Origin of the sequence: Formosa sediminum (assembly GCF_007197735.1) — a bacterium.
Classification (GTDB): Bacteria; Bacteroidota; Bacteroidia; order Flavobacteriales; family Flavobacteriaceae; genus Formosa; species Formosa sediminum.
The window spans coordinates 1,278,026-1,299,244 of the sequence record NZ_CP041637.1 but is presented as its reverse complement, the minus strand read 5'-3'; the positions used below and the strand labels follow the sequence as shown (position 1 = coordinate 1,299,244).

General features: G+C 32.2%; 17 protein-coding genes. 5 read left to right on the top strand and 12 right to left on the bottom strand.

Annotation, left to right across the window (positions count from 1 at the left end; genetic code table 11):
• Positions 1-11 precede the first annotated feature (11 nt).
• Complete coding sequence (locus tag FNB79_RS05635; RefSeq protein WP_143380382.1) at positions 12-887, bottom strand: DMT family transporter; 876 nt, start codon at positions 885-887, stop codon at positions 12-14.
• Positions 888-977: 90 nt separating this feature from the next.
• Between FNB79_RS05635 and FNB79_RS05630 the strand changes: the two genes are divergently transcribed.
• Complete coding sequence (locus FNB79_RS05630; protein WP_143380381.1) at positions 978-1,361, top strand: heavy-metal-associated domain-containing protein; 384 nt, start codon at positions 978-980, stop codon at positions 1,359-1,361.
• A 48-nt stretch (positions 1,362-1,409) separates the two neighbouring features.
• The gene (locus FNB79_RS17435) at positions 1,410-1,532 is read left to right on the top strand and encodes a hypothetical protein (RefSeq protein WP_262711363.1); all 123 of its coding nucleotides are present in this window, start codon (positions 1,410-1,412) and stop codon (positions 1,530-1,532) included.
• 118 nt (positions 1,533-1,650) lie between these two features.
• Here the strand turns inward: FNB79_RS17435 and FNB79_RS05625 are convergent, their stop codons facing one another.
• The 6 genes from FNB79_RS05625 to mutY all read right to left on the bottom strand — a co-directional run bounded on the left by FNB79_RS05625 (position 1,651) and on the right by mutY (position 7,433).
• Positions 1,651-2,439: a transglutaminase-like domain-containing protein gene (locus FNB79_RS05625; RefSeq protein ID WP_143380380.1), complete on the bottom strand. Its 789-nt coding sequence runs from the start codon at positions 2,437-2,439 to the stop codon at positions 1,651-1,653.
• A 250-nt stretch (positions 2,440-2,689) separates the two neighbouring features.
• Positions 2,690-3,577, bottom strand: a complete 888-nt coding sequence (locus FNB79_RS05620) for a dienelactone hydrolase family protein (protein WP_143380379.1) — start codon at positions 3,575-3,577, stop codon at positions 2,690-2,692.
• Positions 3,578-3,938: 361 nt separating this feature from the next.
• Positions 3,939-4,526: a gliding motility lipoprotein GldD gene (gene gldD / locus FNB79_RS05615; RefSeq protein ID WP_143380378.1), complete on the bottom strand. Its 588-nt coding sequence runs from the start codon at positions 4,524-4,526 to the stop codon at positions 3,939-3,941.
• 1 nt (position 4,527) lies between these two features.
• Complete coding sequence (locus FNB79_RS05610) at positions 4,528-5,832, bottom strand: gliding motility-associated protein GldE (RefSeq protein WP_143380377.1); 1,305 nt, start codon at positions 5,830-5,832, stop codon at positions 4,528-4,530.
• A 23-nt stretch (positions 5,833-5,855) separates the two neighbouring features.
• Positions 5,856-6,302 carry a single-stranded DNA-binding protein gene (locus FNB79_RS05605; protein ID WP_143380376.1) on the bottom strand — a complete coding sequence of 149 codons (447 nt, stop codon included), beginning with the start codon at positions 6,300-6,302 and terminating at the stop codon, positions 5,856-5,858.
• Positions 6,303-6,392: 90 nt separating this feature from the next.
• Entirely contained in the window at positions 6,393-7,433 is a 1,041-nt protein-coding gene (gene mutY / locus FNB79_RS05600) for an A/G-specific adenine glycosylase (protein ID WP_143380375.1), read from the bottom strand.
• 136 nt (positions 7,434-7,569) lie between these two features.
• Here mutY and FNB79_RS05595 point away from each other — a divergent pair, with 136 nt between their 5' ends.
• Both FNB79_RS05595 and FNB79_RS05590 read left to right on the top strand, forming a co-directional pair.
• The gene (locus tag FNB79_RS05595) at positions 7,570-7,863 is read left to right on the top strand and encodes an HU family DNA-binding protein (RefSeq protein WP_038532346.1); all 294 of its coding nucleotides are present in this window, start codon (positions 7,570-7,572) and stop codon (positions 7,861-7,863) included.
• Positions 7,864-8,238: 375 nt separating this feature from the next.
• Positions 8,239-9,783: an Rne/Rng family ribonuclease gene (locus FNB79_RS05590; protein WP_143380374.1), complete on the top strand. Its 1,545-nt coding sequence runs from the start codon at positions 8,239-8,241 to the stop codon at positions 9,781-9,783.
• 97 nt (positions 9,784-9,880) lie between these two features.
• Here FNB79_RS05590 and FNB79_RS05585 read toward each other — a convergent pair whose 3' ends face one another.
• From FNB79_RS05585 to FNB79_RS05570, 4 genes are all read right to left on the bottom strand, one after another.
• The gene (locus tag FNB79_RS05585) at positions 9,881-10,918 is read right to left on the bottom strand and encodes an aldo/keto reductase (RefSeq protein WP_143380373.1); all 1,038 of its coding nucleotides are present in this window, start codon (positions 10,916-10,918) and stop codon (positions 9,881-9,883) included.
• Between the two features lie 10 nt (positions 10,919-10,928).
• The gene (locus FNB79_RS05580; protein ID WP_143380372.1) at positions 10,929-13,118 is read right to left on the bottom strand and encodes a tetratricopeptide repeat protein; all 2,190 of its coding nucleotides are present in this window, start codon (positions 13,116-13,118) and stop codon (positions 10,929-10,931) included.
• Between the two features lie 141 nt (positions 13,119-13,259).
• Positions 13,260-14,219, bottom strand: coding sequence for an OmpA/MotB family protein (locus tag FNB79_RS05575; protein ID WP_143380371.1), 960 nt, complete (start codon positions 14,217-14,219; stop codon positions 13,260-13,262).
• A gap of 29 nt (positions 14,220-14,248) precedes the next feature.
• On the bottom strand, positions 14,249-15,010 hold the full coding sequence (locus FNB79_RS05570; protein WP_143380370.1) for an exodeoxyribonuclease III: 762 nt from the start codon (positions 15,008-15,010) through the stop codon (positions 14,249-14,251).
• A 188-nt stretch (positions 15,011-15,198) separates the two neighbouring features.
• Between FNB79_RS05570 and FNB79_RS05565 the strand changes: the two genes are divergently transcribed.
• Positions 15,199-18,603 carry a hypothetical protein gene (locus tag FNB79_RS05565; RefSeq protein ID WP_143380369.1) on the top strand — a complete coding sequence of 1,135 codons (3,405 nt, stop codon included), beginning with the start codon at positions 15,199-15,201 and terminating at the stop codon, positions 18,601-18,603.
• Between the two features lie 349 nt (positions 18,604-18,952).
• On the opposite strand, the gene FNB79_RS05560 is transcribed toward FNB79_RS05565, so the two are convergent.
• Entirely contained in the window at positions 18,953-21,109 is a 2,157-nt protein-coding gene (locus FNB79_RS05560; RefSeq protein ID WP_143380368.1) for a peptidase domain-containing ABC transporter, read from the bottom strand.
• Positions 21,110-21,219: the final 110 nt, after the last annotated feature.

Sequence of the window (21,219 nt, the reverse complement as noted above, 5' to 3'; positions counted from 1 at the left end):
CTTCGGTTTTTTTATGCTTTTTTATTCGCAAAATATACTCCCAATAAAATAATTAAAGCTGCCAAACCCTGAAGCACAACAAACCCTTCCCCATCAAGAAATCCCCAAGTTAATGCAACAATAGGCATAACATAGGTTACAGATGAAGCAAATACAGGTGTTGCTATTTTAATAAGCTTATTAAATAACACTTTAGCCAAGGCTGTACCGAAAAAAGACAGAATAAATACATATAGTAAAGCCATTTTAAGCTCAGAATGTTGCAAACTTGAACTTCTAAAAAAACCAGTTAATACTAATACTATTAAAGCAGGAATAACTATTACCACATAATTTCCTGTTGCAATAGTTATCGGTTTTAAATGTTGTAAATACCGCTTTATAATATTTACATTAAACGCATACATTACGGTTGCCAAAACTATAAAACCTGCATATAAATAGTTTTGATGCGGATTTAAATCTGCGCCTTCCATTACCAACAATGCCGTACCTAAAAACCCTAAAACAACACCTAAAACCTGCCGTTTTGTTGAAGCTATTTGAAAAACAGCAAATCCAACTAAAACAGTTTGTAATGGCACTAAAGAATTTAGAATAGATGCTATAGCACTATCTATTTCTGTCTCTGCAATAGCAAACAAGAAAGCAGGAAGGAACGATCCAAAAACACCAGATAATGCTATCCATTTCCAAGCCGTTTTATCAATGGTTTTCACATGTTTAAATCCCACAGTAAACAATATAATAGTTGTAAAAATGGTTCTTAAAGCACCTAACTGAAATGCCGACACCCCTAAAAGAGCTTTTTTCATTAATATAAAGGAACTACCCCATATTAATGATAACACAAATAGATAAACCCACTTTGTAGTATTTTCACTCATAAACTGTTTCTAAGTCTACAAAAATGAAACTTTTAACATGAAAAATCACATTAATTACTAAATTTGTTCACCTTATAACATTCCAAACTCATGAAACATTTTAAATTCCTTTTTACCCTAGCATTAGTTTCTGTTTTAGCATTTTCTTGTAAAAACAAAACTGCTGAACCAGAAATAAAAACCGTTGAAATAGCAGCACCAAAAGAAGCTGCTTCTAAAACTATAGATCCTAATGCGACCTATGCTAAAGCAGAATTCACTATTGAAGGGATGACGTGCCAAATTGGATGCGCAAATACAATACAAAACAAATTATCTAAACTTGACGGGATTAAATCTGCAACGGTAAATTTCGATACTAAATTAGCAAGCGTAGAATATGATGTTGCAAAAGTAAACGCAACAACTCTAGAAGAAACTGTAGCCAAAGCAGGAGATATGTACACTGTAAAAGACATGAAAACAGTTGAATAATTCAATACGACTAACACAGATAAAGATAAAGCAGAATCTTCTAAAAAAATGACTTGCAAAGGTAATTGTGGAGGTGAATGTAATGGAGATTGCGAAACAAAATCTAAAGGTATTGCTATGTTGTGTTCTGGAGATGGAACAGAAGAATGTTGCACAACTAAAAAAGCATAACCCTTAAACAAGGATATAAATTAATATAAAAGCATCTCTTTCGAGATGCTTTTATATTTTACATGCCATTTTATCTCATCATTATATTTAACTAGACGTGTAATAAAATATCTCTTTTTTAATTTTTAATTTGCGTTACCGTTACATGTTGTTTTAATGTATGAACCACTGGCCCAAACTGATTAAAAATAGCGACATCGGCAGCATCTAACCCATAGCCCACAGACACATACCCTCCTTTTACCCCTGTTTGAGTGGCATCAAAAACATACCAACGTCCACCAACATAAGCTTCAAACCACGCATGCATATCCATAGGTTTTAAATTATGCAAATACCCCACCACCATACGCGCAGGAATACTTAAACTTCTGCATAATGCGATTCCTAAATGAGCTAAATCTCTGCAAACTCCTGACCCTTTCTGATTTACTTCTATAGCCGAAGTTGGATAAACACTACTTCCTGGAATATAACTAATTGTATAGCGTAACCAATCTTCTATAGCCTGCACTTGCTGATACCCTGGTATTTTATTAACTGTAATTGTATTAGCCAAATCATTAAAGCGATCGGACTCACAGTATCTACTTGGCAGCAAATAACAAAGGACGTCGTTTGGCAAATGTTGTATTTCTACAAAAGGCGCACCAAAATTTACATCAACAAATTCGGAAGTTTTTACATCTGAAGTCGTATAAATAGTTAACTCTCCTTTTGGAGCAACGAATCTTTGACACAGATTCCCGTAGCCATCTGTAAATTCAATAATAGACATATTGGGAGCTATTTTAAATTCATCACGTTCAATCCACTGCTCCGCACCGCTACGAGGTCGTAACATTACAATAAAAGGCGTTGGACTTTCTACATCGAATGCAAAATCACAACTAACACGTAACCACATAAGCGAATTCTATAAAAAACAATTTTCATCATCAAAAATTGACAACTATTAAATATAGAGGATTATCACTAAAAATGTATTAAGTAATTTGTTTTAATTGATGTATAAATTTGATTAAACCACAATAAAACAGAAGCTTTAAACAGATACTTATTTTCAAGCACACAAAAAACACAACAAACTGGTAATCAGCAAAAAAAAGCATCTCTTTCGAAATGCTTTAATATTACAGTATTTATATGCAATTTAACTACGTTAAATGTGCTTTAAAAAAAGCTATTGTTCTATTCCATGAAAGTGTTGCTGCAGCTTCATCATACCGTGGTGTTGTATTATTATGAAAACCGTGATTAACTTCTGGATACACAAAGGCCTCATAATGTTTATTATTAGCCTGCAAAGCCGCTTCATAATCTGGCCAACCAGCATTTACACGAGTATCTAATGCCGCATAATGCAACATTAGTGGTGCGTTAATTTCTGCGGTTTCTTCGGCAGTAGGCTGACTTCCATAATAAGGCACAGCTGCTCCTAAATCCGGTACTCTTACAGCCATCATATTTGAGATCCATCCGCCAAAACAAAAGCCTACAACCCCTATTTCACCCGTACAATCTTTATGATTTTTTAAATAGGTAAACGCAGCTATAAAGTCTTCAAGCATTTCATCTCTATCTCGTTTTTTCTGTAATGCTCTTCCGTCGTCGTCGTTTCCGGGATAGCCACCTAACGGCGTCAATGCATCTGGAGCAATAGAAATAAAACCTTCTAAAGCGGCACGTCTTCCAACATCTTCTATATAAGGATTTAATCCACGATTTTCATGAACAACAATTATTCCTGGTAATTTCCCAGAAGTTGACTGAGGTTTAGAGAGCAGAGCTTTAATTCCGCCTCCACCTCTAGGCGAATTGTAAGTAATATATTTAGAATCTAATCGCTCGTCATCTTTAGCGACTAAAAGCGTATCTACATAATTAGGCGAAATAAAGCTAAGCAAAGACGACAGGGTAACACCACCCACAGCGTAGAGCGAGAGTTTCTTTAAGAATTGGCGTCTTTCAATTTTATTATGAGCGTAGTCGTCATATAAATCAAACACCTCTTGACTTATATCTTCTTTCTTTAGTTTTTTCATTCCATTAAATTAATAATTTTTTTTGAAATAAATTATATTGATCAACTCCTCTTTTATAGCTGAAGCATAATAAATATAATTTAAATTGTAATGATTCATTAGGCATGATTAGAAAAAAAGTAGCTATACCATAATATCTACAAGTTTATATGATTCACTTAACCGAATAATTTTACTTTTATATTATTTTGAATTTAGTCATCTTACAACTACCCAACATCAACAATACCAAAACTATATTTTGAATGTTTTCATCAAGATACTTAAAGAACGTTATAGATAAGCATAACTAGAGACTAAGTGAATAAAAAAAGCATCTCGATCGAGATGCTTTTGATTTTATAAAAAATAAAAACTGATTTTATTTCCAAGATACAGATTCCATAATCTGCCTAATATCCTTCTCAAGATATTTTGCTGCCGGCAAAATAGAATCGTAATTGGGTTTAGCATAGAAATATAGTGACCCTGTTAAAAAGTGTTTTACACTATCGGTCACATAAAACTGAGACTGAGAAGCGGCATTCCCTCCTACTTCGTAAAACATTCCGTACACTTTACGCTCGTCGTTTATATAAACTTGCTCAACAATTTCGTCGGCTTTTATAGTATGCTTTTGTGTAAAGTTTTGTGCGTCTTTAATAAACTCCATTAAGTGTTTAGAGTCTTCATTAATATTCTTATACGTTAAGAATATGGTTCCTTTTAAGTTAGAATATTCAATATTTACACCATAATTATCTTGGCCGCCCATTTTTTTAACCCCAACTTGAGAGGCTAATTTATTCTTATCAAACGTGAAAGGAACTTCTAAATTAGCTTTTTCATAATTTGCTTCCGGATAACTCAGTCTTAAATATGCATTGGGTTTTGGTGTAGGATCGTCTGCACATGCTATTACAGAAATTAAGAATAAAAGAATAAGCGTATTTTGAATGTATTTTAACATATTATAAGATGGTAACTTTTACGCGTTTAATGCGTTTTTTATCTAAAGCTTCGACTGTAAACTTATAGTTTTCAAAATTAATTTTCGCTCCTAATTTCGGAAAATTTCCAGAATGTTCTAACACAAAACCTGCAATAGTCTCTGCTTCACCTTTTTTCTGTTCAAAATTAGAATCATCTTCAATTTTAATAATCTTATAAAAATCTTTTAATGGTGTTTTGCCTTCAAACACAAAATTACGATCGTCTAATTTAGAATAGACCAAATCTTCATCGTCAAACTCATCACTAATTTCGCCTACAATTTCTTCTATAATATCTTCTAAAGAAATTAATCCAGATGTACCACCATACTCATCTACAACAACTGCTAAATGGACTTTTTTCTCTTGAAATTCCCCCATTAAATCATCTAGTTTCTTATTCTCTGGAACAAAAAAGGGCTCGCGAATTAAGCTTTTCCAATCAAATTGTTTTCTGTCTACATAAGGGAGCAAATCTTTAACGTAAAGAATCCCTTTTATGTTATCTATATTATCTTCATAAACTGGGATTCTAGAATACCCATTTGCTACTATTTCTGGAATAATCTCTGTGTATTTTAAATCGGCGTTAAGAGCAAATATATCTATACGCGGGCGCATAACCTGCTTGGTATCTGTGTTTCCAAAAGACACAATACCTTGTAAAATTTTTTGTTCTTCTTTTGAAGTATCTTCTTCGCTAGTTAGCTCTAAAGCTTGAGATAACTGATCGATACTTAAATTAGATTTTTGTTTCCCTAATTTATTATGAATACTTAAAGTAATACTTCGCATAGGCAAACTTAATGGCGAAAATAGCACATCCATAACTTGCAATGGCACAGCCATAAAGGTTGCAAATTTTAATTTATTTCTGCTAGCATATACTTTAGGTAAGATCTCTCCAAATAAAAGAATAAGAAATGTTACTAATACTACTTCTAGGATAAAGCGTAGCACTTCTGAGGTAATGGTGTGAAATACAAAATCACCTAAATAAGCAAAGAGAATAACAATACCTATGTTTATAAAATTATTAGCAACAAGAATAGTTGCTAGCAATTTTTTAGGACGTTCTAAAAGCTTAGTAATAATTTGAATGGCTTTAGAATTTTGCTCTACACCTTCATCGATATCTGTAACTGTAAGGGAAAACAAGGCTACTTCTGCGCCAGAAATAAGTGCTGAACAGATAAGTAAAACACATAAAAGTACAATACCCATTATTAATGGGATATTTATTGTAGAAATTAGAGCTAATAAACTCGAGGGGTCAGGGTCCAATTGGAATAAATTTAGTTAAACAATTAAAACGGTAAATCGTCATCTGCACTAGGCGAGTTCTGATTTGTTATAGGTTTAGTTTCTGTAGGTTTAGCTTCTTGCGAGCTGTGTTGTGCATTTGCTAAACTCTCTTTTTTAGTTGTTAAAAAGGTAAAATCTGTGCATTGTATTTCTGTAGCGTAACGCTCTTGTCCAGATTCGTCTTGCCATTTTCTAGTTTTAAGACGTCCTTCAACATAAATTTTATCGCCTTTACTTAAATACTTTTCACAAATTTCTGCGCCTTTATTTCTCACTACAATATTATGCCATTCTGTATTAGTTACACGTTCGTTAGTTTGCTTACTCATATAGGTTTCATTGGTTGCAAGAGGAAACCGTCCAACACAACCACCGCCTTCAAAGTAGTGCATCTTAACATCATCTCCTAAATGCCCTATAAGCATTACTTTATTTAACGTACCTGCCATAATTTATTGTTTTATGAACTGCAAAATTACACTTTGTAGTTCAACTTTTTTAAAATTAACAAAAAAATTATGAGATATAATCATCTGAGGCTAAAAATTAAAGGCTTCAATAAAATTTCCAATTAAAATAGGCACAGGAAAATCTTCTAGTGCTGCAATAGGTGTTCCTTCTTTAATGTTGCTATCTAAATCTACAATCCAAAATTTTGTATATAAATGCTGATGAGATAATTTATGAACAATCTCGTCCTTATTATATAGGGACAACTCATAAGTTTGTTCTTTTATAATATCCAAATCCTTTAACTCTAGCTCCAATTGCTTTTGGGTTAATGGTTTGTTAGACTCTATTAATGGAAATTGATATAAATTCTGCCAAATCCCTTTACCCTGTCGCTGTTCTAATACTGTAGTATGATTAGGAGTTAAAAATACTAAAAAATTAAAATACTTTTTAGAAACTTTAGCCGCCTTAATCTTTACAGGCAATTCTGAAATCACATGTTTTCCAAAAGCATAACAGCTAGACACAAATGGACATACTGTACAATCTGGGCTTTTGGGCTTACATTGCACAGCTCCAAACTCCATAACCGCCTGGTTAAAGGTTGCAGGATCTTTTTTATCTATTAATTCTTGAGCTAGTGCCTTAAACTCTTTATCCCCTTTAGACGAGTTTATAGGCGTATCTATACCAAAGTAACGCGATAAGACTCTATATACATTACCATCTACCACGGCTGTGACTTCATTATAACAAATAGAAGCTATAGCGCTGGCTGTATAATCTCCAACACCTTTTAATTTTAACAACTCTTTATATGTATCAGGAAATACGCCATCTAATTCATTTACAACATATTTTGCTGCAAAATGAAGATTTCTAGCACGCGAATAATACCCTAAACCTTGCCAAAGTTTTAAAACTTCTGCTTCATTTGCGTTTGCTAGATCGAAAACAGTAGGAAATGTCGTAACAAAATTTTCATAATATGGTAACCCTTGCTTAATCTGAGTTTGTTGTAAAATAATTTCTGATAGCCATATATAATAAGGATTAGTTGTCTGTCTCCAAGGGAGTTGACGCTTATTCACTGAATACCAATCTGTTAAAGTTTTACTAAAAGACATATCTAAAAATTAGGTTCGACAAAAATAATCGTTTATAATCTTAAATTTTAATGAATTAGGTTTGAAATATTGAATATTAAATGACTATATTTGCATCCCTTTATAATTAATTGATAACTTTAATACATAATAAATAATGACTAAGGCTGATTTAGTAGCGAAAATTTCTGAGAAATTAGGAATCGAGAAAGGTGACGTACAGGCAACTGTAGAAACTTTCATGGAAGAAGTAAAGACATCATTAGAAGCTGGCGATAATGTATATTTAAGAGGATTTGGTAGTTTTATCATTAAAACTCGTGCTGAAAAAACAGGTAGAAATATTTCTAAAAATACCACTATCAAGATACCGGCTCACAACATTCCTGCATTTAAACCTGCAAAAGTATTTGTAGAAGGTGTAAAAACTAATGTAGACGTTAAAGAATAACAAGAAACTTAATATTAACTAAAAAAAAACAGATCTATGCCAAGTGGTAAGAAACGTAAAAGACATAAGGTAGCGACGCATAAGCGCAAGAAACGTAGACGCGCTAATCGTCACAAAAAGAAAAAATAATCCCAAAAAGTAGTTTTATAACTACTTTTTTGGTTTTTAATTAAATTGTTCTTTGACATGAGTTTCTATGCGCTATACCTTACGCAACAAAATAGAGACTCCACAGCTTAAAATCCTGTGAAAAAATAATGTATAATCCATCTGTACAGTTTGGTTATAAGCATAAGTTAAACGCTAATTAGTACACTACTTTTTAGCTTTTAACTTATAACTTTATGCTTAAAAGTATGGATAAAAATTAACGAAATGGATAAAGAATTGATCGTAAGATCTGGTCCCCAACATGTTGATTTTGCCTTATTAAAAGATGGAAAACTTATTGAATTACATAAAGACGAAGGAGGTAACAATTTTTCTGTTGGTGACGTGTTTATCGCCAAAATAAGAAAAACTGTTCCTGGACTAAATGCTGCCTTTGTAAATGTTGGCTACGAAAAAGACGCCTTTTTACATTATCACGACCTAGGTCCTAAACTCCCTTCCCTTTTAAAATTCACAAAACGTGTAAGCACAGGTAAACTAAACGATTTCTTTTTAAAAGATTTCCCGTTTGAAAAAGAGATTGATAAAAATGGAAGCATCGTAGATGTCCTAAAATCTAATCAATCCCTACTTGTACAAATTGTAAAAGAACCAATATCTACAAAAGGCCCAAGAATAAGCTCTGAGCTATCTATTGCTGGTAGATATATTGTATTAGTTCCTTTTTCTGATCGCATTTCAATTTCTCAAAAAATTGAAGACAAAGACGAAAAAGACCGATTAAAACGACTGGTTAAAAGTATTACGCCCCTAGGGTTTGGTATTATTGTACGTACAGTAGCAGAAGGCAAGAAAGTTGCCGAATTAGATAAAGATTTACAAAATTTACTTGGTCGTTGGACTGCAATGTGTAAAAAACTACACAAAGCACATCACCCGAGTAAAGTATTAGGAGAATTAAACAAAGCCTCGTCTATTTTACGAGATATTTTTAATGACACTTTTACTAGTATTCAAGTAGATGATGAAGAACTTTATCACCAAATTAAAGATTATGTGCAACTTATCGCACCTAATAAAGAATCTATTGTAAAATTGTATCAGTCTAATGTTCCTATATTTGAAAAATTTGGAGTAGAAAGACAAATCAAAACGTCGTTTGGAAAAACGGTTTCTATGGCAAAGGGTGCCTATTTGGTAGTAGAACATACCGAAGCCCTTCATGTTATAGATGTTAACAGTGGTAATCGCTCTAACAAGGCCAATTCTCAAGAAGACACAGCATTAGAAGTAAATATGATTGCTGCCCAAGAAATAGCGAGACAACTTCGATTACGCGATATGGGAGGCATTATTGTTATCGATTTTATAGATATGACCAATGCTGAAAACAGAAAAACGCTCTTCAACTACCTTCGTGATGAAATGAAGGATGATAGAGCGAAACACAAAATATTACCTCCAAGTAAATTTGGATTGATACAAATTACAAGACAACGTGTTCGCCCAGAAATGAACATAAAAACCCGTGAAGATAATCCTAACGGAGTACAAGGCGAAGAAGTTGAAGCACCAATTATATTGGTACAAAAAATAACTCAAGAACTTGAGCGATTATTAAAAAAAGACTATAAAAAGTTGGTTTTAAACACACATCCTTTTATAGCAGCCTTTTTAACAAAAGGCTTTCCATCAGTACGTTCAAAATGGTTTATTGAACACAAAAAATGGGTAAAAATTATGCCCAGAGATGCTTACACATATTTAGAATACCATTTTTTTGATAAAGATGGTAATCAAATCAACTAATAAAAAAGCCTTACTTTAAATAAAGTAAGGCTTTTTTTGTACAAAAATTTTAGAATAATCAACTTTAAAATTAAAGTCTATGGTCAACGTATAATAATTAAGTTGCTGGATTAGGAATCTCTTCATGTACTTTATTAATTTCAGCAATAATTTCTTCACTTAAATTAACATGAATACTATCTATATTTTCTTTTAACTGCTCTAATTTAGACGCTCCAATAATATTACTAGTTACAAAAGGTTGTTGCGTTACAAAAGCTAACGACATTTGAGCTAAACTTAAATCAAAATCTTGTGCTATTTTTAAATATTGGGTAGTTGCTTTAGTACAGTTTACACTACTGTATCTAGAAAAACGTGGAAAAAGGTTTAATCTAGAGTCTGCTCCTGCCAATCCTTCTACATATTTACCAGATAACACCCCAAAGGCCATTGGCGAATACGCCAATAACCCTAAACCTTCACGCATAGAGATTTCGGCTAAATCACTTTCAAAACCCCTATTAATTAAAGAATAAGCATTTTGTATAGTTACCATTCGAGGCTTGTTGTTGTATTTAGACTCTTCTATATAACGCATAGCTCCCCAAGCCTTTTCATTAGAAATACCAATATTTCTAATTTTTCCAGCTTTAATTGCTTTATCTAAACTGTGCAGTACTTCATTAAAATTATCTGTCCACGGATCGTCAGGATTGTGTTTATAATCCCGTGTTCCAAAAAAATTAGATTGACGTTCTGGCCAATGTAATTGAAACAAGTCTAAATAGTCTGTTTGCAAACGTTTCAAACTTTGTGTTATAGCATCTTCTATGGCTTCTGGAGAGAATCCATTGGTTCTAATATGTGCAGTATAATCACCTGGACCAGCAATTTTAGATCCCAAAACGATATCATTCCGTTTTCCTGTCTTTTTCAACCATTTTCCAATAATGCGTTCTGTTTCTGCATAGGTTTCTTTTTGAGCGGGTACAGGATACATTTCGGCAGTATCAAAGAAATTAACACCGTGTTCTACAGCATAATCCATTTGCTTAAAACTTTCTTCTTCAGTGTTTTGATTTCCAAATGTCATTGTACCTAAGCAAATTTTACTCACCTTAATATTTGTATGTGGTAATGTCGTGTACTTCATGTTTGTCTTGTTAAGTATTATTTTGGTTCGCAGCAGCAGCTTGTAAAGTCTGCATAATTTTAGCACTCTCTTCCATCTTACCTTGATCGCGATATATTAATGCCAACAAATATTGATAATCTGGATTATCAGGCTGTAATTTTAAAGCCATATTAATATATTTCTCGGCTGCTGAAAATGCTTTATTTTGATAATAATAGGTAGATAAATTGTACATAGATCGAGTATCTTTAGGATCTATCTTAATCGCTGTTTTTAAGTCTGAAACAGCCAAATCGTAATTCTGTAATTCAAAATATAAAAGGGCTCTTAAATAATATGCTCTACCCTCTTTAGGCGATTTCTCTATCCATATATTTAAAATATTTAATGCAGATGCTGAATCTCCTTGTAAACTATATGCGGTAGCTAAATTAGAGTATACAGGTAATAGTAAACTATCTTTTTTTAGAGCTAATTCGTAATTTTTAATTGCATTTGTTATGTCATTATTTTGAAGATAATAATCTCCCAGCTGTAAGCGTCCTGTAGAAAAATCTGCATTTGTAAACAACATAGTTTCTAATTCATGTTTTGCTTTACTTAATGCTGACTGATTTACTGCAGTAAGAATTTGTGCATCTACCCCTGTTAATAGTTGCATAGCACCTATTCTAACCAAACGTGTCGTATCAGATAAGTATTTAGAAGCTATAGATACACGATCTTGCGGACTTATAGTTCTAAACTTTTGTAACGCACTATAGCGCACCATGGCAGAAGGATCGTCTAAGCTTTTTAAAATGGCTTCATATTGCTTACTTGTTGTAATATTTAAGTTAGAAATAACCGTTGATCTGGCAATTGCTGGGTAATTTAAGTTATTAATAAAGGCATCTAAACTAGAGCGTTCTTCACTTGTAATATTAGGCTTATTACTAAGTAATAAATGGTCTGAGTAATGATCTGATCGTTCTGGACCATACCATTCTACAACTTGATCTGCTGCCCATTGGTCTGATTTATCTTGGTGACATTGAGTACATGCATTGGGTGTACCATACGTTACACTTTGATCTGGACGCGGCACTCTAAAACTATGATCACGTCTAAAATCGTTCCCCATATACACAGCTCCCGTCATGTGACAGTTTATACATTGTGCTCCATCTGTATCTTGAGCATGAAAATGATGTGAAGGTTTATCGTAACTAGGAGCGTGACATTGTAAACACAATCTATTATCTTGAAACTTAACTTTTAAAGTATGTGGATCGTGACAATCTGAACATTTAACACCATCGTGATACATTTTACTTTGAAGAAACGAACCATAAACATAATCTTCATCTTCAATTTGTCCGTCGCCATGATATAAATCATTAGTAATATTTTGAAGCATATATTGATCTTCAAACGCTGTGCCTGGCACCATTTTTTCAGTTAAACGAGCACGTCTAGCATGACATGGTGCACACATATTCATTTGACTTAATTGAGAATTGCCTGGAATTATATAGGTATTTTCCGTATGTATACTATCCTGAACATGTTCTGCCCAAAACACATGTTGCTCTGCAGGACCGTGGCAACTCTCGCAACTTACATTAATAACAGAATAGGTTGTATTAAATGCATCTGTGTCTACATCGTAATTTTTTTCTAAATTAGTAGAGTGACATTCTGCACACATTGTATTCCAATTCTGTGCTGTTTCAGTCCAGTGTAACCAATCGTGCGGATCTATTTCATCGCCATTATATTGATGAAACCATTTATGTTTTTCAGAATCCCAAGTTACCCGTAAAACTTGTTTTCTCCCTTTATCAAAATCAATTAAATATTGTTGTAATGGTCGTACTCCAAAAGCATAAGAAATTTCGTAATCTACTTCACTTCCATCTATTTCTTTGACATGTACCATGAACTTACCATCATCAGACTTTGTAAAATGATAAGACACCCCATCAATAATAGTTTTTACATTATTAAAATCTCCTAAGATTGTAGAGTCATTAGCTACTTGCATAGCTAAATCGTGATCGGACCCTTTCCAATCTTCATATACACCTTTATGGCAAGACATACATTGAGAGTCTCCTACAAAACCGTCCCTATGTTGTGATTTAAAATCTTCTATAGCAACATAATCTGATTGTTTAGTTTTAGAATTACAACTTGCAAGTACTACTAAACAAACAACCCAAAACAAATGCTTCATACGCCTTAAAACTGTAGAATTAACTTATGCTACTAAGTTAAAATTAATTTTTTCGTTATAGAAAAAAAGAACCGCTAAATATATCTAGTTTTTATAAAATTACTAAATATAATTAGCGGTTATAATATGTGGTTTAATGTATTAAATCTCGTTTAAAAGCTTAGATATTTCATCTAATTTAGGTGTTAAAATCACTTCAATTCTGCGGTTTTTTGCACGTCCCTCGGCGGTTGAGTTTGAAGCAATTGGCGCAAATTCACCACGCCCAGCTGCAGTTAAATTTTCTGGATTGATGGCACTATTTTCTCTTAAAATATTTACTATCGCTGTAGCACGTTTAGTAGATAAATCCCAGTTTCCAGATAATTGTCCACTACCTTTATAAGGTACATTATCTGTATGCCCTTCAATTAATACCGCAATATCTGGATTTTCAGACAGAACTGTACCTAATTGATTAACGGCTCTTCGTCCCTCCGTTCCAACAGCCCAGCTTCCAGAACCAAACAACAATTTGTTTTCCATAGATATATATACCTTACCATTGCGTTGCTCTACAGTTAAACCTTTGCCTTCAAAATCTGTTAAAGCTCTAGAAATAGCATCTTTTAAAGCATGCATGCTCGCATCTTTTTGAGCGATAACACGTTCTAATTCTGCTACACGTTGTGATCGTGATTGTAATTCTTTCTTTAACTCTTCTAATCTTGTGTTTTCTGCTGCAAGTGCTTGTTCTTTAGCTTCTAATTGCGCTAATAATTCTCTATTTTGCTGAACATTTTTAGCTATAGATGCCGAACTATTTTTCTCTAAAGCATCATAAGAGGTTTGTAAATTATCGTAATTGGATTTTAAAGCATTATAGTCGTTTTCTAATTTATCACGTTTAGCCGAAGTATCTTCATAATCTTTCTTTAATGCACTTAACTCGGTCTCTAATTGCGAAATTTTAGCAGACATATCTGCATTTTCATCCATTAAAGATTTATTTTCTTCCTTTAATGTATTATGCCTAGCCTCTAAATCTTTATACACTCCTGGAGCAACGCAAGAGGTTGCTATAACTATAAGTAATGCTGAAAAAACTACTTTAAAATTCATATAAATAAAATATTGAGTTACTTTGTTTGTTATGCGATATCGACCAAAATTGGGCAATGATCACTATGTTTTGCTTCGGGTAAAATTACGGCACGCTTTAAACGACTTTCTAACGGAATTGCTACTAAACAATAATCTATACGCCATCCTTTATTATTATTTCTTGCATTTGCTCTATAACTCCACCAACTGTAATGGTGAGGCTCTTTGTTAAAATATCGAAACGAGTCAATAAACCCACTATCCATAAATGTACCAATCCACTCACGCTCTACGGGTAAAAAACCAGACACATTTTTATTTCTTACAGGATCATGAATATCTATAGCCTCATGACAAATATTGTAATCGCCGCAAATCACTAAATTTGGCAAATCTTGTTTCAAGGCTGTAATGTAATCCTGAAACAAACTCATATATTCAAATTTATGCTCTAAACGCGCTAAATTAGTTCCAGAAGGCAAGTATAAACTCATTACAGACACATCGTCAAAATCGGCTCTAATATTACGCCCTTCAAAATCCATAGAATCAATTCCCGTGCCATATTCTACATGGTTTGGTTTGATTTTACTTAAAATAGCAACGCCACTATACCCTTTCTTTTGCGCACTATACCAATAAGTATACGGGTAACCCGCTTCTGTAAAAATATCTAAATCTAATTGATCTTCATTAGCTTTAATTTCTTGCAAACAAATAACATCTGGATCTGCACTTTTTAACCAATCTAAGAATCCCTTTTTAAGGGCGGCACGAATACCATTAACGTTGTAAGAAATTATCTTCATATTTGTTTTTTTAATGCACCACGTCTCAATATTTACAAGCAATTTGCGTTAATTAAATCTGGTGCGCTTATTTATTCTAGAATTTCAGCTAAAATAAATAATGCGTTACTTTTACACTATTAATTTAAAGACCTTTTAACACATTTTACTCTAATTATACTTTAGAGCTTATGTTGTTATGTTACTAGATGAAATTTATAATCGCCTTACTATTTTTTTGTAGCAGCCTTTGTGTTTTTTCACAAGAGCCGCTATCTAATTACAGAACAAAAAAGATGGCTGTTTCAGATAGTATTTTAATAGATAGTGTAAGTATAAACCCCAGTTGGTTTACACTAAAAACAACTGCAAACACGGTTATAGACACAAGTTTGTATACTATAAATTTTCCAAAAGCATTATTAACATTCAAAAAACCAATACATGCAGATTCTATTCAAATATCGTATTTAAAATTCCCTGATTTTATAACAAAAACGTATAGACAGCTAGACGAAAGCATTATATTAGATAACGTAAATAATCAACAAAAATTATATAAGCTTTCCCAACCCAAAAGCACATCAAGTTATATTCCATTTGACGGACTATCTACATCGGGAAGTATCTCGCGTGGTGTTACAGTTGGTAACAACCAAAACTCGGTTTTAAACAGCGAATTAGACCTACAAATTACAGGGAAATTGAATGAAAAAATTTCTTTAAGAGCCTCTATACAAGATGCAAATATTCCGTTACAAGAAAGTGGATACTCACAACGATTAGATGAATTTGATCAAGTATTCATTGAAATTTTTAGCAATACTTGGAACATTCGTGCCGGAGATGTAGACCTAGAAAACACAAAAACCTATTATGCTAATTTTAGTAAGCGTGTACAGGGATTATCATTAAACGCTACATTAAATCATGAGCATGCCAAAACAGATATTTTTGCAGCGGGAGCAGTTGTACGCGGACAGTTTACACGAAGTACTTTTACTGCCGAAGAAGGAAATCAAGGGCCTTACAAATTAAACGGTCCTAATGACGAGCTCTATGTGCTTATAGTCTCTGGTAGCGAAACCGTATATGTAAATGGAATTGCTTTAGAACGGGGTGAAAATAACGACTACATTATAGATTATAACGCCGGAGAAATTATTTTTAACTCTACTTTTCCAGTAACATCAGAAATGCGTGTTACTGTAGATTTTCAATACAGTGAACTTAATTATTCTAGAATTATTGGCTATGGAGGTGGCCGTTACAGCACTGAAAAGTTTAACATTGGTGCTTCTGTTTATTTTGAAAGTGATTCTAAAAACAATCCGGTACAACAAAATTTATCAACCGATCAGGTCCAGATTTTATCTGAAGCAGGAGATGACACAACTAAAATGATTGTCTCCTCAGAAACTGCAGAAACCTATAGCGAAAATAGAATTTTATATAAAAAAGAAACTTTAAACGGAACGGTAATTTATGTATTTTCTAACAATCCAGAAGACGAGCTTTACAGCGTTACCTTTAGTAATGTAGGCGATAATCTTGGCGATTACGTTTTAAGCAGTATCAATGCCATTAATGATATTTATGAATATATATCTCCAATTAACGGTATCTCTCAAGGCAACTATGCACCAATAACACAGTTAGTGGCCCCTTCTAAATTACAACTAGCAGTAGTAAACGGAACGTATAAACCGACTTCCAAAACAAATATTTATTTTGAGGGCGCTGGTAGTATTAACGACTTAAACTTGTTTTCTGATTTAGACGATGAGGATAATAATGGCTTTGCTGGAAAATTAAAATTTACCCAGAATATAATACAGCAAACGGACCGTTGGAATTTAGATGCATATGCAGACTTTGATTATATAGAAGATAATTTTGAAACGATAGAAACCCTTTACAATGCTGAGTTTGATAGGGATTGGAATATAGAAACCACGTCCGGAAATCAGAATTTATTAATTGGCGGGTTGGAACTTAAAAAACCTGAAGTTCTCACGTTTAAATATCAATTTGAACATTTAAGTTATCATGAAAATTTTAACGGGAACAGACATGTTGCTAGTGGTCTCTTAAAATTAAATAGATTTCTATTTTATACAAATTCTAGTTATTTAAATTCTAAATCAGACACAGAAACCTCAACATTTTTACGCTCGTCTAACACCGCAACTTATAGTTTTAATAACGCTTGGGTTGGAACAAAATTGGCTACCGAAGATAATCAGCAAAAAGACATAACCACAGATTCTTATTTAGAAGATAGCCAGAAATTTAAAAGCTATGAAGTTTTTACAGGCATTGGTGACAGTTTAAATTTATTTGCAGAAGTAGGTTTTAAACATCGTGTAAACGACAGTATTAGAAACAACAACTTACAACATGTAAACACTTCAAAAACAATTTATTTAGACTCTAGGTTAATCCAAAATGCAAATACCAATTTATCGCTCTATGTAAATTATAGAACTTTAGATAATGTAGACGATGATAATGAAAACTCTTTAAACTCCCGATTAATTTATAGTCAAGGATTTTTCAAGCAAATGATTCAATGGAATACTGTTTTTGAAACCAATTCAGGAACTTTGGCTGAGCAAGAATTTACGTATGTAGAAGTAGAAGCAGGACAAGGATCTTACACTTGGATTGATTATAACGAAAATGGAATTCAGGAATTAGAAGAGTTTGAAATTGCCCAATTTCAGGATGAAGGTAAATATTTACGGGTATTGCTACCTAACCAAGTTTACTTAAAAACACACCAAAACAGATTTAGTCAAACCCTTACATTAAATCCGCAACAATGGGTAAATTCAGATCATAAATCTAAGACTATTCTCTCTAAATTTTATAATCAAACAGCTTATTTAATAGATAGTAAAACTGAACGCAACGGCAATAACTTTCAGATTAACCCATTTAAATCGGATGATGAGCAACAATTAGGACTACAATTAAACCTACGTAATGTATTAACATTTAATCGCGGTAAACAACATTACACAACATCTTACACTTATTTAAAGAATAAGGTTAAAACAATTTCTACAATTGGTTATACCGCAAATAATATTAAAAGTCATCAATTAAACTTCAATCATAAATTTGCCCAAAATTGGTTAGTTACATATTTAAGTAGCTTAAGCAATACAGAAAGTATCAGCGAAAATTATGTAAGCAAAAATTATAATATTGACGAGTCTGTATTTAACCCGAAATTGACGTATTTATTAAATGAAAATACTCGGTTTGAAGTGTTTTATCAATACACCTCTAAAGAGAACACTATAGATAGTTTTGAAACTTTAAAACAACAAAAATATGGGACTTCATTTTCCATATCTAATGTTCAACAATCTGCTATTAGTGGCGAGTTTAATTATTTTTCAAATTTATATTCTGGAGATTCAAATACTCCTGTAGCTTATGAGATGCTCGAAGGATTACAAGCTGGAAAAAACTTTACTTGGTCGTTATTAGTTCAGAAAAAAATAACAAAATTCTTAGATTTAAACCTCTCGTATTTTGGAAGAAAAACTGCAACTAGTAATACTATACATACTGGAAATATTCAGCTAAAAGCCTATTTCTAAATCTCTTAAAATGTGTTTTTAAAAGAAAAAAAGCCTAAATATCTTCATATTTAGGCTTATAAGTTCAATAAATTTGGGTGTTTGTAAATACCATAACAAAAATTGTAATTTATAATAAAACTGGTTATCTACAATCTATGGTACAAATATAAATTATATTTATTTTAAATTATTGCGGAAAAACCGTACTTATTGAATAAAATTATAGAAGTAAGAATGTAACCTTTTTATTCATTGAAAAATTAAAAGATATTTTATCAATTATTGGCTTAATAGACAAAACGTAGGTTTGTGCTTAATTTATATGTACTAGAAAAAAGGTACTATTTTTTTCACAGTAGTATTTTTCTTATTCCATTTTCGGCATTTGTTGTTGCCATAAATTATAATAATGTCCTTTTTCAGCATATAATTTTTTATGATTTCCTTGTTCTAAAACTTCTCCTTTCTGCAATACTACAATATCATCAGCATTAATAACCGTGCTTAATCTATGGGCTATAAGGATAATTGTCTTGTTTTCTTGACGCAATTTTTCTACCGCTTTTTGAATATAATTTTCTGAAGTAGAATCTAAAGAAGATGTTGCCTCATCTAAAACCAAGACTTCTGGTTTTTTATACAAAGCTCTTGCAATGGCTATTCGTTGTTTTTGTCCCCCAGAAAGAGTTGCTCCGTTTTCTCCAAGATACGTATTAAATCCGTTAGGCAAACTTTCTAAAAACTCTAAAATACCAATCGACTTACAAATGTCTATAATTAACTCCATATTTGGTGCAAAATCTCCAACAGCAATATTATCAATTACATTTCCTGCAAATAAATCTATTTTTTGAGGCACAACACTTACCAATTCTCGTAAACTTTCGTGCTGAATATACTTTAAATCTAAATTTCCAATTGTAATGTGACCTTTCTGTATAAGGTATAGGTTTTGTAGTAAAGAAATTAAAGTAGATTTACCTGAGCCACTTTCTCCAACAATAGCAGTTATATTTCCTTTTTTAATTTTTAAGTTAAAATCTGTAAAAACTTGTACTCTTGTACCATATCTAAAGGCAACATTCTTAAATTCGATGTTTCCAATATTATCTTTTTTAAGAACTATCTTTTCGGCATTTTCTTCGCGCTCTAAATCCATAATTTCAAACAAACGGTCTGCTGCAATCAAAGCATTTTGTATTTGTTTATTTGCACCAATTAAACTTGCTACAGGATTCATAAAATATCCAATAATTGCATAAAAAGACAATAATTCTCCTGATGTAATCTCTCTTTCAATCACAAAATAAGAACCACTCCACAAAAGTATTATTGTAAATAATTGAGAAATAAAAGTAGTTGAAGTTACAGAGAACACAGAATTCAATGCAGATTTATACCCAACATTAAGTAAACTAATAAATTTTGTCTCTGTTTTTATATTGGCAAAACTTTCTAAACCAAAACGTTTTATAGTTCCCACAGCATTTAAAGATTCTACTAACTGACTTTCTAATTCGGCAGAACTCTCCATTATTTTACGCTCTGTTTTTTTATTGAGTTTGTTTATGATAAAATATACAACTAAATACAAAGGAATAACCAACAACATTATTAATGCCAATTTCCAATAATACATAAACATAATACCAAAGGAGAAAATCAAAATAAGAATGTTTACTGTTAAATTTAAAGAAACATCATTAATAAAAGATCTAATTTTAACGGCATCATTAATACGAGAAATAATCTCTCCTACTCTCATCGTATCAAAAAACTGTTGTGGTAATTTTAATAAGTGTTTGTAATAACCAAGTATTAAACGAGCATCTATTTGTTGCCCGCTTTTAATAAGAAACACATCTTTAAAAACACCTATTACAATTTGTAAAACCAATAACACAAGCATTATTATACTTAATAGGTTTAACAGTTTTGTATTACCACCCACTAAAACATAATCTGTAATTTTTTGTATATAAATTGAGGTAGAAAAACCTAGTAGCGTATAAATTACTGCTCCAATTAAAGCTTGCAATAATACAAACTTATGCGGTTTTAGTAAAAACCAAAAACGTTTTAAAACGGATACTTTTTCATTACCAGTAGTAAACTCTTCTTTTGGCAGTAACAACACTAAAACACCTGTCCATTCTTTTAAAAACTCTTTGTGTGTTTTTTTATGGATTTTCCCTTCTCCTGGATCCATAATTTTAATGTATTCTTTGGTAACTTCGTAAATAACCACATAATGATGCAATTTTTCTTTTACAATAATATGTGCAATTGCTGGTTTTGGTATTTTAAATAAACTATCTAATTCGCCACGTACACCTTTAGCTTCAAAACCTAGTTTTTCTGCAGCTTCTATAAGACCTAATACATTAGTACCTTTTTTATCTGTTCCTGCATATTGACGAACACGTGCAATAGGAATTTGTAAATTATAATATATAGATATAGATGCTAAACAAGTTGCTCCACAATCTGTAATATCGTGTTGTTTGATGTTGATTTTTGCCATTTTATAGATTCTAATGGCAAATAAAGAGGTGTTTAGTGCAATTTATTTGCAGTTTTATAAAATAATTAAGTTTAAACTTTAATTTTTTTATTTTGATAATATATAATAAT